The organism is Streptomyces sp. NRRL WC-3618, assembly GCF_001280005.1.
GTDB lineage: Bacteria > Actinomycetota > Actinomycetes > Streptomycetales > Streptomycetaceae > Streptomyces.
Genome location: NZ_LGDW01000166.1, coordinates 40,927 through 56,477 on the forward strand (window position 1 = coordinate 40,927; position 15,551 = coordinate 56,477).

The following is a 15,551-nucleotide window of genomic DNA, read 5'->3' on the forward strand; positions in this document are numbered from 1 at the left end:
CCGTCCGTCAGCCGACGGTGCCGGTCACCGAGCTTCCGGACCTCGTCACGTGGTACGTCACGGTGGCTCCGCTCCAGAAGTGGAAGGTGAGCGTCGCCTGCGCGTTGTCCCGCAGTGAGTTGACGAACTTCGGGGTGAGGAGGAGAGCGTTGCCCGGGTAGTCGGGGGAGAAGGCTTCGTTGAACTCCTGATAGGGGGTCCAGCTCGCCGGGCCGGCGTTGCCGCCGTCGCCGTACGTGGCCTCCATGGTCGCCAACTGGTCACCGCGGAACTGGGTCGGGATGGTGACACCGTTGGTGTCGCCGGTCGCGTCCGAGAGCACCGGCCTGTCGTACGAGGTGATGTAGATCTTCCAGGGCAGGCCCCGGGTGAACCGGGCCTCGACGGTCGCGTTGACCCCGTAGGCGCGGTTGCCGACGAGCCGGGTGAGCGCGGCGGCGGTGAGAGTGAGTTGGTTGCCGGAGACGGTGTAGTCCCTGCCCCGGACGAGCCTGGTGTTGCCCGCACAGAGCCCCAGGAAGGTACCGCCGTTCGGGTTCAGGGTGAGTGTCCTGGCGGTGATCGCACTCGACTTCGCCAGGAAGACCCGGTCGGAGGAGGCGGTTCCGGAGCGGGTGGTCCAGCTCGACTTGATCTGCTCGATGAGGGCGGGGTCGCGCCACTGCAGCGTGCCGCGGTCCAGGAAGTTGTAGGCGTCCCACAGAGCCGTGGTCACTTTGGCCGCGCGGGCCTCGTAGCCGAACTGCTCGAAGTACTTGAGGGCCTCGCCCTGTTCGACGCGGGCGGGGTGGAACTGGTCGGGGTACGACAGCAGGCCGAACTCGCCCAGGTAGACGGGGATTCCCTTGGACGTCAGGGTGTCGCGGATCCGGGTGAAGGAGTCCGTCATGTCCTTCTGCGAGGTGGCGTCGAACTGCGTGCCGCCCGCGATGTTCACACTGAACGGCCAGTAGCCGTAGTAGTGCACCGTGGCGACGAGGTTGGGGTCGTTCAGCGACTTCATCTCGGCGGCCAGGACGTCCAGGAACTCCTGGCCGGCGTTGGTGTGGAGGCTGGGCAGCATGAGCAGACGGGTCGCGTTGCCGCCGCCGGACTGGCGTACCACGGTGTGGAAGGCGGTGTTGAGTTCGTTGTTGTACTGGTTGCCCTGGGCGTCGGTGGTGTTGTTGAACTGCGGTTCGTTGTTGCTCTCGAAGAGCAGCGACCGCGGGGAGTCGCGGAACGTGGCCGCGATCTGCGTCCACGTGGCCTTGAAGCGGGCCACGACGTTGTCGTGGTCGCTGGGCATGTCGGCGATCCACTGCCAGGAGTCGTGATGCACGTTGAGCACGACGCCGAGACCGTCGGCCAGCGCCCAGTCGACCACCTGCTTGACGCGGTTCATCCACGTCGCGTCGATCGTGTAGGGAGCGGTGGCCGACTGGTGGCCGCTCCAGGTGACGGGGATGCGGACGCTGCGGAAGCCCTGCGCCTTGATGGTGTCGAACAGGGCCTTGGTGGCCGGCGGGTTGCCCCACGAGGTCTCGTCGGGGATGGCGTCGAGGGTGTTGCCCAGGTTCCAGCTGGGCTGCATCGCTGCCACCGCGTCCATCGGGGCGGCGGCGGGTCTGGACAGCGGGAGCCGGGTGGGAGAGGCGTCCTTGTGGCTCGGCAGGGCGAACGCGGTGGTGCTGGTCAGCGCCATCGCGGCGAGCAGCGCCAGGACGAGGGTGAACAGGCGGCCGGGGCCGTGAGTGCTGCGCTGGGGGTGGTGTGGTGTTCCCTTCATCTTCGATCCCTCTCTGTCGGCCGGGCGGGTGTTTCGCCCGGGGGAATGGCGAGGCCGGCCGTCCTCGGGTTCAGGAGGCGGACTGCTCGTAGTCGAACCAGTCGAAGTGGACCGTGCCGGCCGCGGCGTACATGCCGATGACCCGGCCGGTGAAGCCGCCGGCCACCTCGGTCGACAGATAGCGGCCGTCGAGGGCGCCGAGCACGCTGAACGTGCCGTCCGGCTCCTCGACGCCGAACGTCACCGTGTCCGGCCCGGTGCGGGCGTCCCGGGCCGGCGTGGCGGAGACGCGGACACCGAGGACCACGGGCCCGGCCGGTACCGACCGGGACCCCAGGACGGTGCGCAGCGGTCCGACGCGGCCGACGACGCGCACCTCGCCCTCGGACGCCTCGATCTCGTAGTGGTGCTCCTCGTCCAGGCGCACGGCGAGACCGCCGCGCCCCTGAGCCGGGTCGATCCGGGTGCGCGCCTCGCAGGCCAGGTGTTGCTGGCGGCGGCCCACGAACACGACGTCCGGCTCGTCCAGGGAGCCGCCCCGGGCGCGCAGCGTCAGCCAGCCGGACCGTTCCTTGGTGGTGCAGTGTTCCGTCGAACGGTCGCGCAGGGAGATCCACTGCGGCCGCAGTTCGCCGCCGTCGAAGTCGTCCCGGACCGCCTCGACGGGACCGGGGACGAGCGGCCAGGCGGGCGCGGGCAGTTCGGAAGTCACCGTGCCGACGACGGGCCAGCCGTCCACCCATTCGACGGGCGCCAGGAAGGTCTCACGGCCCATCACATGCCAGCCCGGGGTTCCACCGCGCGGCCGGACGCCCAGCAGCACCAGCCACCACGAGCCGTCGGGCCCCTGGACCAGGTCCGCGTGGCCGGTGTTCTGGATGGGCTCGTCGGTGCCGCGGTGAGTGAGGACCGGGTTGTCCGGGCACGGCTCGAACGGGCCCGCCGGTGTACGTCCACGGGCGATCGAGACGCCGTGGCAGCGCTCGGTGCCGCCCTCGGCGATGAGCAGGTACCAGTAGTCGCCGATCCGGTACAGGTGCGGTGCTTCCGGCGCCTTGGCGCCCGGGGCCCCGGACCAGAGCTTCCGCGGCGGTCCGAACGTCTCCCCGGCGTCCAGGTCGATGCGCACCTGCGCGACTCCCGCGACCGTGCACCAGCACGTGCCGTCCTCGTCCCACGCGAGGTCCGGGTCGATGCCGGGGACCCCGGGCAGCCGGATCGGGTCGGACCAGGGCCCGGCCGGATCGGTGGCGGTGAACAGCAGGTTGCCTTCGCCCTCCGACACATTGGTGACGATCAGCCAGAAACGGCCCTCGTGGTGGCGCAGGGTGGGGGCATAGATTCCGCCGGACGACAGGGCCGCGGTCAGGCGGAGCTGGGCCGGCCGGTCGAGGGCGTTGCCGATCTGCGTCCAGTGGATCAGGTCGCGGCTGTGGAAGACGGGGATGCCGGGGAAGTACTCGAAGCTGGAGCAGACGAGGTAGTAGTCGTCGCCCACCCGGCAGACGCTGGGGTCGGGGTGGAAGCCGGGGATGACGGGGTTGGGGAAGGTGGCGTCCGCCTGCTGCGTGTCCGACACGAGGTCAAGTCCTTTCGGTGGTGCGGTGGTTGGGTGGGCGCCCTGCGGTGGCGGGCGGCTTCAGCGCGCGTCGGGCACCGGGTGGCTCAGGCGGATCAGTACGGCGGACGGAGCCGTGGGCAGGGTCAGCGTGAGGGCGGCGGTGTGGGGGTTCCAGAAGGCGACGGCCTGGCTCGCGCCGGGGTAGAGCACCTCGGCCTCTACCGCCGAGCCGCCGAGATGGGGCAGGGGGAGGGACGCGGTGGCCTCGGTGCCGGGGCGGCGCCAGACGGTGAGATACGTGGTGGTGGGAGTACGCAGGGCCAGGGCGAGCCAGGGGTCGTCCCAGGCGGGAAGGCCGAGGGGCCAGGAGGGCACCGCCTGGGCCAGGTCGGCGCGGACGGCCTTGTAGGTGGCGACGCCCTCGTGGACCAGGGCGAGGGCCTCGGGCCGCAGCTCGGGGAGCAGGCCGGACAGGTGGATGCGGCCGAGGAGGGTGTTGGCCATGGTGAAGGCCACCTCGTCCTGGGAGTGCTCCGGCAGCGGATAGGCCCACACGGCGCCCTGTTCGGGGGTCACGGCGGTCGGTGCGGAGGCCGCGATGGGGGCGTACAGCTGGAGGTTCTGCTGGTCGCTGGTGGACTGCAGTTGCAGTCGCGACAGCAGCGCGTAGTCCCAGCGCATGCCGCCGGAGGAGCAGTTCTCCAGCACCAGGTCCGGGTGGCGGTCCAGGACGCCGTCGAGCCAGTCCAGCTGGGCGCGGTTGTGGCCGAGCAGTCCGGCGCCCGGCGTTTCGCCGGGGTGGGCGCTGGTGCCGGAGCCGGGGTCGATGTTGTGGTCGAGTTTGAGGTAGCCGACGCCCCACTCGCCGACCAGACGGTCCACGACCTGGTCGAGGTGGGCGCGGGCAGCGGGGTGGCGCAGGTCCAGGTGGTGGCGGCCCGTCTCCGTGACCCGGACGCCGTCGCGGCGGAAGAACGCCTCGTCGGGCAGGGATTTGGCCATGGGGCTGCGGACCCCGATCACCTCCGGCTCCAGCCACAGCCCGGGCACCATGCCGCGCTCCCGGATACGGTCCAGCACCTCGTGGATCCCGCGTTCCCCGGGGAACCGGGAAGCGGCGGGCTCCCAGGCGCCGACACTGTCCCACCAGCCGCCGTTCTCCCCGTCGTACCAGCCGGCGTCGATCACGAAGTACTCCGCGCCCGCCTCGGCCGCCGCGTCGACGAGGGGCAGCAGCTTCTCCGTGGTGGGGTCGCCCATCAGGCAGTTCATGTAGTCGTTGAAGATGACGGGCAGGCGCCGGTGGTCGGCGTGCGGGCGGCGCAGGGCGCGGCGGTAGCGAGTGAGCGCGGCGAACGCCTCGTCCGGGCCGCCGTCCTCGCTGAAGGCGAGCGCGACGGGCACGGTACGGAACTCCGCGCCCGCCTCCAGCGGATGCCGCCAGCCGTGGTGGGTGTCGTTCGGGCCGAACATCGCCAGGTAGGCCAGCGTGTCGCGTTCCCCGCACTCCCAGTGCCAGCCGCCGCCGTTGTGCTCGATCTGCCACAGCCAGGTGCGGCCCAGGTGATGGTCGGTGAGTCCGCCCATGGGCAGCCGGCCGCAGCTGGACCACACGCCCCGCCCGGTCTGCGTGAACTCCCCCTTGCCGTTGCCGTAGACCACGCGGTCGCTGAGAACCGGCGAGGTCACCCGCATGGGCCGGCGCTGCCAGCGGCATTCGGCGACCCAGTCGTTCTCGGCCCACAGCAGGTCGGCGGCGTCGATGGCCTCCGGCCCGTCCGCGAGGGCGCCCACGACGAGGGAGGAGACCGACTCCAGACGCAGCGTGGTGTCGCCCTCGTTGCGCAGGACGACCTCGGCGCGCAGCACGGGCACCCCGTCCGGCGAGCGGTAGGTCACCTCCGCGACGAGCCCGGTGTCGGCGTCGTGGAGTTCGACGGTGAGCACGTGCCAGTCGCCGTCCTGGGTCACGCGGTGCGCGCGGTACCGCAGCCGCCCGCCGAGGGACGTGTCGATGAGGCGCCCGCCCGACCAGTTGCGGCCGTGGCCCGCCGCCGTCACCTCGACCAGGGGCAGGGCGGCCCACGAGCGCGGCTCGGGCGATGTCCCGCCGGGGAGGCCGATGCGCGTGAGGCGGGCGGTGCCGTCCTCGCCGACGCCGATCTCGACCTCCAGGGCCTGGTGTCCCCATCGGAGGAGCTGCGGTGCGCTGGTCATCGATGCCTTCCCCTTTGAATTCGTCGAAGCGCTTCACCTGGCGGCGACGTTAATGACATGTTTCTCGCGAAACAAGAGATAGCAGGGCTAGGAAACTTTCCTTCCCGCAGATCATTGACAGCCAGCGGGGCTGGTGGCAGCGTCGAAGCGCTTCAACAGCTTGCCGCCAGTCTGCTTAGGGGTCCGTCTCGTGGGTTCTTCGTCCCTGTCCGTCGCCCACCACCTCCCGTTCCGCGACCCGGCGCTGCCGGTCGGCAAGCGCGTCGACGACCTGCTCGGACGGCTCACGCTCGACGAACGGCTCGCCCTGCTGCACCAGTACACGCCGGGCGTCGAACGCCTCGGTGTCGCCGCGTTCCGTACCGGCACGGAGGCGCTGCACGGGGTGTCCTGGCTCGGCGTGGCGACGGTCTTCCCGCAGGCCGTGGGGTTGGGCGCGACCTGGGACGAGGACCTGGTCCGCGAGGTGGCCGAGGCCGTCTCGGTCGAAGTGCGCGCCTTCCACTACCACCGTCCGACGGCGAACGGCATCGCCGTCAACAGCCTGCAGACATGGGCGCCCGTGGTGAACCTGCTGCGCGACCCCCGATGGGGCCGCAACGAGGAGGGCTACTCCGAGGACCCGACCCACACCGCGCGCCTCGGTACGGCCTACTGCCGGGGCCTGGCCGGCGACCACCCCGACTTCCTGCGCGCCGCCCCGGTGCTCAAGCACTTCCTCGCCTACAACAACGAGAACGACCGCTGCGTCACCTCCTCCGGCCTGCGCCCCCGTGTCCTACAGGAATACGACCTGGCCGCGTTCCGCCCGATCATCGCCTCCGGCGCGGCCACCGGCGCGATGGCCGCCTACAACCTGGTCAACGGCCGCCCCTGCCACGTCAGTCCGCTCATCGAGGACGAGCTGCGGCGTTGGGCCCGGCCGACCGGCCACGAACTGTTCGTGGTCAGCGACGAGGAAGCACCCTGCAACCTGGTGGAGCAGGAGCACTATTTCGACGACCACCCCACGTCCCACGCCGCCGCGCTGAAAGCCGGCATCGACAGCTTCACCGACCACCGCGAGGACAGCGCGACCGTGATCGGCCGACTGCGCGAGGCCGTGGAGAGCGGACTGATCGAGGAGGAGGACGTCAACCAGGCGGTGCGCCGCCAGCTGCAACTCCGCTTCCGACTTGGCGAGTTCGACCCCGACCTCGACCCGTACGCCGGTATCGGCCCGGAAGTGATCGACAGCCCGGAGCACCGCGCCCTCGCCCTGCGCGCCGCGACCGAGTCGGTGGTCCTGCTCAAGAACGACGGACTGCTGCCCCTCCGGGCGGACCGGGCACCGCGCATCGCCGTCATCGGCCCGCACGCGGACACCCTGTACGAGGACTGGTACAGCGGCACCCTGCCCTACCAGGTCGGCATCGCGTCCGCCCTGCGCGCGACGGCGGGTGACGTCGTCACCGTGGAGGCCGCCGACCGGATCGTCCTGCGCTCCCGCACCACGGGCGAACCACTCGGCGCGGCCGCGTACGACGTCTGCGAGTGGGGCGACGGGGTGCTCACCCTGCGGGACGCCGACACCGGCCGCTACCTCACCCGCAAGGACGACGACTCGCTCGTCACCGAGGACACGCTGATCAAGAGCTGGTTCGTCAACCAGACCTTCCTGGTGGAACCCGACCCGTCCGGCGACCGGGACACCGTTCTCCTGCGCAACGTCTTCAGCGGCCGCTACGCGGTCGTCGACCCGGACGACGGCAGGGTCACCGCCACCGCCGACAGCCCGCGCGAAGCCGAACGCTGGCAGCGCGAACTGCTGCGGGACGGCATGGCGGAGGCCCGTCGCGCCGCCGCGGCGGCCGATGTCGCCGTCGTCGTCCTCGGCAACCACCCGCTCATCAACGGCCGCGAGACCGAGGACCGTACGGGCATCGCCCTGCCCGCCACCCAGGAGGCCCTGCTGCGCGAGGTCGCCGCGGTCCGTCCGCAGACCGCGCTGGTCGTCATGAGCAGCTACCCCTACGCCCTCGACTGGGCCGACAAGCACCTGCCCGCCGTGGTGTGGACCTCCCACGGCGGGCAGGAAACAGGCCGGGCGCTGGCCGCCGTACTCCTCGGCGAGGCCGATCCGTCGGGCCGGCTGCCGCAGACCTGGTACCGGGGCGACGAGGAGCTCCCGCCCCGGCTGGACTACGACGTCATCAAGGCCGGCTGGACCTACCAGTACCACCGCGACGCATCCCTGTACCCCTTCGGCCACGGCCTGTCCTACACCGACTTCACCTACGGCGACCTGCGGCTGTCCACGCCGGTGGTGCCGCAGGACGGCGCGCTCGACGCCACGGTGACCCTGTCCAACTCCGGGGCGCGGCCCGGCAGCGAGGTGGTCCAGCTCTACGTCCGTGCCGTGGACGCCCGCTACGAGGCGCCCCGGCTGAAGCTCGCCGACTTCCGCAAGGTGCGCCTGGAGCCGGGGGAGAGCCGGGAGGTGTCCTTCCGGCTCGCCGCCGGTCAGCTCGCCCACTGGGACGTGACCACCGACGCCTTCACCGTGGACCCGGGCGCCTACGAGGTCCTCGTCGCCCGTTCCGCCGAACACCTCGTCCTCGCCGCGCCGTTGACCGTGACCGGGACGGCCCCCGCACCCCGGGTGGTGGCCGGCCGGCGCACCCGGGCCGCCGACTTCGACGACTACACGGCCGTCACCCTCGTCGATGCCACCCGCCTCGCCGGCGACGCGGTCACCCCGGCCGATCCCGCTCGCCCGGCGGCGCTGCTGTTCAGGTCCGTCGACCTGTCCGGCGTCACCCGTTTCGAGGCGGAGACCGCGCGCGAGAGTGCCGGGCCGGGTGAGGCCCGCATCGAGGTCAGGGCCGGCGACCGGCTCCTGGCGTCGCTGGCTCCACCGGTCACCGGCAGCCGCTACACGTGGACGACAGTGACCGCCGAAACGGCCGCCCCCGGCGACGGCCCCCACGACCTGTACCTGACCCTGCACGGCGACTTCCGCCTCGCCTCCTTCACCTTCGGCTCCGCCGAGAACGGAACGGTATGAGCGACCCCGCCTTCCCGACGCTGCCCCCGGGGTTCCGCTTCGGTACCGCCACCGCCGCCTACCAGATCGAGGGCGCCCACGACGAGGACGGCCGTGGCCCGTCCATCTGGGACACCTTCAGCCACACCCCGGGCCGAACCCTCGGCGGCGCGACCGGCGACATGGCCGCCGACCACTATCACCGCTACCGCGAGGACATCGCGCTGCTGCGCGACCTCGGCGTCGACAGCTACCGCTTCTCGATCTCCTGGTCCCGCCTGCTGCCCGAGGGCACGGGCCCGGTCAACACCAAGGGCCTGGACTTCTACGACCGTCTGATCGACGAGCTGCTCGCCGTCGGCATCGCCCCCGCCGTCACCCTCTACCACTGGGACCTGCCGCAGGCTCTGGAAGACCGGGGCGGCTGGCGCGTCCGGGACACCGCACAGGCGTTCGCGGCATACGCGGCGCTCGCCGCCGAGCGCTACGGCGACCGGGTGGCGCGCTGGATCACCCTCAACGAGCCGTACTGCTCCGCCTTCGTCGGCCACGCGGAGGGCCGCCACGCGCCCGGCACCCGGGAGGGCCGCGGCGCGCTGGCCGCCGCCCACCATCTGCTCGTCGGCCACGGCCTGGCGGTGGGCGCCCTGCGCGTGGCGGGTGCCCAGGAGGTCGGCATCACCCTCAACCTGGACCGGGTCCACGCCGCCTCGGACCGGCCCGACGACGTCGCGGCCCGCCGCCGCGCCGAGACCCTGCACAACGACATCTGGGCCGAGCCGCTGTTCGCCGGACGCTACCCCGAGCACGAGGCCGAGACCTGGGCCGGGCTCGCCGAGGGCCCCTGGCGGCAGCCGCGCGACCTGACGGTCATCGGCACACCGCTGGACTTCGTCGGCCTGAACTACTACCGGCCCATCTGCGTGACGGCCGCACCCCACCAGGCTTCCGACCCCGAACAGCGCACCGCGGTCGACATCGGGGTTGCCGAGACGGACCCGTACGGCACCCGGCACACCACCATGGGCTGGCCGGTCGTCCCGTCGGCGTTCACCGAACTGCTCCGCCGACTCCACGACCGCTACCCCGGGTTGCCCCCGATCTGGATCACGGAGAACGGATCCGCCGAGGCCGACACCGTCGCACCAGACGGCCAGGTCCACGACGGCGACCGGACCCGCTACCTCGCCGACCACCTCCAGGCGGTCGCCGACGCGATCGCCGCCGGCGTGGACGTGCGAGGCCACTACGTGTGGTCACTGCTGGACAACTTCGAGTGGGCGCGCGGCTACGACCAGCGGTTCGGTCTGGTCCGCGTCGGCTACGACACCCAGACCCGCACTCCCAAGGATAGCTACCGCTGGTACCGGGACTTGATCACCATGCATCGCATCCAGCGCACAGAATAAGTACTACTCATATTCCTCTGCAGAGCGCAGAGTCGTCGCCAAAGCCGAGGTGATTTATCCAAATTATTAGCAATTGTGGGGTATTGGCGTTGCGGGAGTGAAAAATATGCCTGCCCGCGGTCTTGACGCCGATGCTTTTCTGGCCGGATAAATGCAACTCATCACCCAGTAGGGCCGCCAGAGGAGACACCCAAAATGAGATCCCTACGTGTCGGTGCGGGGCTGAGCAAAGCGCTCGCGGCGGCGGTCGTCGTCTGCGCGACGGTGCTCCCCGTGCAGACCGCCCACGCGGCGACGTCGAACTTCTATGTCGACCCGGTGAGCGGCAGTGACAGCAACTCGGGCACCAGCACCGCCGCTGCCTTCAGGACCATCCAGGCAGCGCAGGCCGCGGTCCGGGGCGCCAACGCGAACATGTCCGACGACATCGTCGTGAACCTGCGCGGCGGCACCTATCCCCTCACCGCCCCGATCACCTTCGGCACGGGGGACTCGGGCACGAACGGCCACACGGTCGTCTACCAGGCGTACAACGGTGAGAGTCCCATGATCACCGGCGGCCGGGCGGTCACCGGCTGGACCTCGGCGGCGAACGGCGAGTACAAGGCGTCGGTGGGCAGCCTCAACTTCCGGCAGCTGTACGTCAACGGGGTCCGCGCCACCCGGGCCCGGTTCCCCGACCTCGGCTCGGACTTCCAGCTGCAGGGCAGCGACAAGCCCAACAAGCTGCTGAAGGTGCTCAGTTCGCAGGTCTCCAACTGGGACCACCTCAGCCAGGTCGAGATGGCGCTGGAAACGCAGTGGGGCGAGAGCTTCCTGCGGCTGAAGTCGATCAGCTCCAGCAACGGCACCGCCAACGTGTCGATCCAGGACCACGAGGCGGGCATCCTGTTCCAGCGCCCCTTCCCGGTCCTCTCCGACGGCTCTGCCCTGCACTTCGAGAACGCCCACGAATTCCTCAACGAACCGGGCGAGTTCTACGTCGACACGGCCGCGCAGACCGTCTACTACAAGCCCCGCCCCGGCGAGAACATGTCCACGGCCACCGTGCAGGCCCCGACGCTGCCGACCCTCTTCGACGTCAGGGGCACCAGCCTCGACAGCCCCGCCCACGACGTGCGCTTCTCCGGGCTCACCTTCACCGGGACCACCTGGATGGAGGCGACCAACAACGGCTACCTCAACGCCCAGGGCGGCAACTTCAACATCTCCGCCGACAATTCCAACAACCAGTACGTCGGTCGACCGCCGGCCGGAGTCCAGGCGTCGAACGCCGACCGCGTCTCCTTCACCGGCAACACCTTCACGCAGATGGGCGCCACCGCCCTCGACCTGCACCACGGTGTGCACGACAGCACCGTGACCGGCAACGTCATCAGCGACATCGCCGGTAACGGAATCATGATCGGCAAGTTCTCCGACCCGACCGTGGAGTACCACACCGTCTACAACCCGCCCACCTCACCGGCCGGTGAGGACGTCCGGGAGGTGGTCAGGAACGTCACCGTCAAGAACAACCTGATCACCCGGATCGGTGAGGACTACCTGGGTACCACGGCCATCGACGCGGGCTTCGTCAACAGCACCACCATCGACCACAACGACATCTCCGACACCCCGTGGGCCGGCATCTCGCTCGGCTGGGGCTGGCAGTCGGCGGCCAACGCCGAAGGCAACAACAGCGTCAGCTTCAACCGCATCGGCAACGTGATGAACCGGCTCTGCGACTCCGCCGGCATCTACCACCTGTCCAACGACCCGGGCACGGTCATCAACGGCAACTACATCCACGACGTGATACGCATGCCGGCCGCCTGCGGCAGCGCCGTGCACGGCATCTACACGGACGAGGGGTCGAACAACATGACCCTGTCGAACAACGTGCTGTCGCGCACCGACGGATTCATCAACCAGAACCGCAACGGCTCCGACGTCACGCTCACCAACAACACGACGTCCGGTGACTCGGTGATCAAGGCCTCCGGTCTTGAGTCCGCCTATCAGGGGCTGGCGGCGAGGCTCAACCTCGCCCACAACAAGCGGGCGTCCTCCTCGTCGGTCTACGGTTCCGGCACGCCGGCCGCGAACGCCGTCGACAACAACGGCTCGACCGGCTGGTCGCCCACCGGGAGCGACACCTCGGCGTGGTGGCAGGTCGACCTGGGGCAGGCCTACCAGCTCGGACAGTTCTCCCTGACCACCCGTCAGGACCTGGACCAGTCCGAGACCCGCGGCAACTTCGAGATCCGAGGCTCCAACGATCCGTCCTTCGGCACCTACACCGTCCTGGGACGCCAGACGAGCACCCTGCCGCTCGCCGCGACGCTCACGAGCAGCATCGACATCCGCCAGCAGTTCCGCTACGTGCGGGTCGCCAAGACCGACGGCGCGTACTTCTACATCACGGACTTCAGTGTGCAGCGGGCCGGCGGGGCACTGGAGGACGCGACCGGTGCGCCGAACACCAACCCCTCGACGTACTACACGATCAAGAACGTCAACAGCGGGCAGCTGATGGACGTCTACCAGAACTCCACCGCCGACGGAGGGAGCGTCGTCCAGTGGCCGAGCAATGCTGGCGCCAACCAGCAGTGGACCATCGTTCCGGTCAGTGGGCAGCTCTACAGGATCGTGAACAGGAACAGCGGCAAGGCCCTCGACATGAACTTCTCCAGCCACTGGAGGGGGACCTCGCTGCAGCAGTACACCTACGGCGGCGGCAACAACCAGCTGTGGTACTTCGAGCCGGTCAGCGGTGGGTACGCCATCCGCAACTACGAGTCCAGGCAGGTACTGGAAGTCGCCGCCGGCTCGACGGCCAACGGCGCGGCCGTCCAGCAGTGGATGGCGCTCAACCAGCCCAACCAGACATGGACGCTCCAGTGACCCGGTGACCCAGTGAATGCCGAGGCCGGGGAGCGATCGTGCTCCCCGGCCTCACCCAGGCCCCGGCACGGGAACAGGCCACGGTGAACCCCTCGAACGTGGCGATTCCCCGTGCACCGGTTCCGTGCCGGCCCGCGCCCAGATCGTCACGGACGACGAGGCCCGCCCGCCCCCAGCCCCCGGTCGCGAGACCGTGCACGTCGGTGACGCGTCCTTCGCCGCGGTCGCCCAGCGGCGCCCGGTGGACCAGCGGGACCGGAAGCCCCGCCGCCCAGGATCGTGAGTCTCATACCTTGACCACCTCAACTCCCGCCTCCCGCAGCCGACTACAGGTCTTCTCGTCGCCCGGGGCGTTGGTCACCACGACGTCGAGCTCCTCCGGACCGCACACCCGGGCCATGCCGGTGCCGGGGAACTTGCCCGCGTCGGCGACCAGGACGACCTGGGCGCTGGCGGCGATCATCGCCCGCTTGACGGGCACCTCGACGGCGGTCGTGTCCAGGACCTGCCCGTCGGGGCGGACTCCGCTGGTGCCGAGGAACAGCCGGTCGGCGTGGACCTGGCGCAGGTTGTCCTCGGTGAGGAAGCCGACCAGTGAGCGGTAGTCGCGCCGCACCACGCCGCCCAGCAGGAGCAGCTGGACGTCCCTGTCGTCCTGGAGCTCCTCGTAGACGGCCAGGTTGCTGGTGATCACCGTCAGGGACCGGCCGTGCAACTGGCGGGCCACCCGGTGGGCGGTGGTGCCAATGTCGAGCAGCACGGTCTCGCCGTCCCTGACGAGGTTTGCGCAGCAGGCGGCCAGCGCGTCCTTCGCCTCGACCCGTTCGCCGGCCACGTCGGCGAACGGGTCGTCCTCGCCCACGACGGGGGCCGCACCGCCGTAGACCCGCTTGAGCAGTCCCTCGTCCTCCAGCTGCGCGAGGTCGCGCCTGATCGTGGCCTCGCTCGCCCCGATCTTCGCGGCGAGGGAGACCACCGACGTGGGCCCGTCCGTGCGCAGGGCGCGCAGGATCAGCTGATGTCTTCGGTCAGGGAGCATGCGGCAGACCATACTCGCGAACTCTCCAAACTCAAGCAAAGTCACGCAAGAATGTCTCGATACCTGCTTGACCCTTGTCAAACCCGCGCACTGGGTGCACGCTCTTGCGTAATTCGGAGCCCAGGTCCGGACCCCACTCCGGTCGGCCGAAGCGGATGAACGGCGTATTCCGCCGTCCTGGACGCGTCGGCACCGTCTGAGAGGACCAGGTCGCACACCCCGGGTGGCTGAAGGGTTACTGACCCACGCCGATGCTCTTCAGCCACCCGGCCTTCCGCCACGCCCCCCGCCGCGGCCGTGACTTCGCACGTCCTGTCGGACATGCCGGACGCGCCGAACCCCCGAACACCCCGAAAGCCAGGAGAAGAACGTGGACCTTTCCCGCAGACGATTCCTTCAGGCCGCCGCACTGACGGCCGCCGCAGCAGGGGCCACCGCGGCGTGCGGCGGCTCCGGATCGAGCGGCAGCAAGGACAGCAAGAACCTGGCCCTCTGGTACTGGTCGGGCGGCCTGAGCGACAAGGTCGTCGCGGATGCCAAGGCGCACTTCTCCGACATCAGCCTCACGACGTCCGTGGTCGGCGGCGATTTCAAGACCAAGCTGCTCACCGGCCTGAGGGCCGCCCAGTCCGCGCCGGACATCGCCGGCGTCAAGGGCGAGGACATCGCCTCCTTCCTGCCGAACGCCGACCGATTCGTCGACCTCAGGACCGTCGGCGCGGACAAGCTGGTCCCGCAGTACCTGGCGTGGAAGCTGAAGCAGGCCACCACGAAGGACGGCAAGCTCATCGGCTTCCCGATCGACATCGGCCCCTGCGCCACCTTCTACCGCGAGGACCTCTTCGCGAAGGCGGGACTGCCCACCGACCCGGCCAGGGTCTCGGCCGAACTGGCCACCTGGGACGACTACTTCAAGGCCGGCGTCGAACTGCACAAGGCGGTCCCGAAGACCTACCTGATCAACAACATCGGCTCGGTGTTCTCGATGATGATCGGCCAGGGCACCCAGCGGTTCATCGACGGGGACAACAAGTTCATCGGCGACCAGGACCACATCCGCACCGCCTGGACCACCGCCGTGAAGCCCTACACCCTCGGCATCGACGCCAAGATCAACGACAACACCTGGAACGCCGCGATCAGCAACGGCTCCCTGGGCACCGAGATCGGCGCCGCCTGGCACGCGCTGGACATCAGCAACGCGGCCCCGGGCACCAAGGGCGACTGGCGGGTGGCGAGCCTGCCGGGAGGGCCGTCCAACCTCGGCGGGTCCTTCCTGGCGATCCCCGCGACCAGCGGCAACCCCGAAGAGGCCTTCAAGATCATCAGCTGGATCCTCAGTCCGGAGAACCAAGCCCGTGGCTTCACCGACGCGGCGCTCTTCCCGACCGCCCCGGCCGCTTACAAACTGCCGGCGCTGACCGGCGGCGACGCCTTCTTCGGCGGCCAGAAGACCATCGAGATCTTCGGTCCGGCGGCCGAGAAGATCCCCACGGCCTACGAGGCACCGGCCGACGCGGCGGTCTCCGCGCCCTTCTTCAGCGAACTGACCAGCATCGAGGCCAAGGGCAAGGACCCCGAGCAGGCCTGGAAGGACGCGGTCGGCCAGGCCAAGCAGATCGCCGAGCGCCAGGGAGTGAAGTGAC

Annotated in this window: 9 protein-coding genes; 5 read left to right on the plus strand and 4 right to left on the minus strand. The window is 70.0% G+C overall.

Going from position 1 to position 15,551, the window contains the following annotated elements; translation table 11 throughout:
- Positions 1 to 7 precede the first annotated feature (7 nt).
- The 3 genes from ADL01_RS17635 to ADL01_RS17645 all read right to left on the minus strand — a co-directional run bounded on the left by ADL01_RS17635 (position 8) and on the right by ADL01_RS17645 (position 5,546).
- Complete coding sequence (locus tag ADL01_RS17635) at positions 8 to 1,768, minus strand: cellulase family glycosylhydrolase (RefSeq protein ID WP_053742958.1); 1,761 nt, start codon at positions 1,766 to 1,768, stop codon at positions 8 to 10.
- A 70-nt stretch (positions 1,769 to 1,838) separates the two neighbouring features.
- Positions 1,839 to 3,347, minus strand: coding sequence for a glycoside hydrolase family 43 protein (locus ADL01_RS17640; protein WP_053742959.1), 1,509 nt, complete (start codon positions 3,345 to 3,347; stop codon positions 1,839 to 1,841).
- Positions 3,348 to 3,407: 60 nt separating this feature from the next.
- Positions 3,408 to 5,546, minus strand: coding sequence for an alpha-galactosidase (locus ADL01_RS17645; RefSeq protein ID WP_053742960.1), 2,139 nt, complete (start codon positions 5,544 to 5,546; stop codon positions 3,408 to 3,410).
- A 190-nt stretch (positions 5,547 to 5,736) separates the two neighbouring features.
- Between ADL01_RS17645 and ADL01_RS17650 the strand changes: the two genes are divergently transcribed.
- From ADL01_RS17650 to ADL01_RS44750, 4 genes are all read left to right on the plus strand, one after another.
- The gene (locus tag ADL01_RS17650; protein WP_053742961.1) at positions 5,737 to 8,592 is read left to right on the plus strand and encodes a glycoside hydrolase family 3 protein; all 2,856 of its coding nucleotides are present in this window, start codon (positions 5,737 to 5,739) and stop codon (positions 8,590 to 8,592) included.
- Entirely contained in the window at positions 8,589 to 9,980 is a 1,392-nt protein-coding gene (locus tag ADL01_RS17655) for a GH1 family beta-glucosidase (protein ID WP_053742962.1), read from the plus strand. The genes ADL01_RS17650 and ADL01_RS17655 overlap by 4 nt, the downstream gene beginning before the upstream one ends.
- 195 nt (positions 9,981 to 10,175) lie before the next feature.
- Positions 10,176 to 12,866, plus strand: coding sequence for an RICIN domain-containing protein (locus ADL01_RS17660; protein ID WP_053742963.1), 2,691 nt, complete (start codon positions 10,176 to 10,178; stop codon positions 12,864 to 12,866).
- A 124-nt stretch (positions 12,867 to 12,990) separates the two neighbouring features.
- Positions 12,991 to 13,149 (plus strand): hypothetical protein, encoded by a 159-nt coding sequence (locus ADL01_RS44750; protein WP_159049556.1) that lies wholly within the window; start codon positions 12,991 to 12,993, stop codon positions 13,147 to 13,149.
- Between the two features lie 3 nt (positions 13,150 to 13,152).
- On the opposite strand, the gene ADL01_RS17665 is transcribed toward ADL01_RS44750, so the two are convergent.
- On the minus strand, positions 13,153 to 13,905 hold the full coding sequence (locus ADL01_RS17665; protein ID WP_053742994.1) for a DeoR/GlpR family DNA-binding transcription regulator: 753 nt from the start codon (positions 13,903 to 13,905) through the stop codon (positions 13,153 to 13,155).
- A 370-nt stretch (positions 13,906 to 14,275) separates the two neighbouring features.
- On the opposite strand from ADL01_RS17665, the gene ADL01_RS17670 reads away from it, so the two are divergent.
- On the plus strand, positions 14,276 to 15,550 hold the full coding sequence (locus ADL01_RS17670) for an extracellular solute-binding protein (protein ID WP_053742964.1): 1,275 nt from the start codon (positions 14,276 to 14,278) through the stop codon (positions 15,548 to 15,550).
- Position 15,551: the final 1 nt, after the last annotated feature.

Bases quoted from the DNA above. Each gene is read 5' to 3' on its own strand.
- ADL01_RS17635 (WP_053742958.1), bottom strand. From the start codon at position 1,768: ATGAAGGGAACACCACACCACCCCCAGCGCAGCACTCACGGCCCCGGC.
- ADL01_RS17645 (WP_053742960.1), bottom strand. From the start codon at position 5,546: ATGACCAGCGCACCGCAGCTCCTCCGATGGGGACACCAGGCCCTGGAG.
- ADL01_RS17655 (WP_053742962.1), top strand. From the start codon at position 8,589: ATGAGCGACCCCGCCTTCCCGACGCTGCCCCCGGGGTTCCGCTTCGGT.
- ADL01_RS17660 (WP_053742963.1), top strand. From the start codon at position 10,176: ATGAGATCCCTACGTGTCGGTGCGGGGCTGAGCAAAGCGCTCGCGGCG.
- ADL01_RS17665 (WP_053742994.1), bottom strand. From the start codon at position 13,905: ATGCTCCCTGACCGAAGACATCAGCTGATCCTGCGCGCCCTGCGCACG.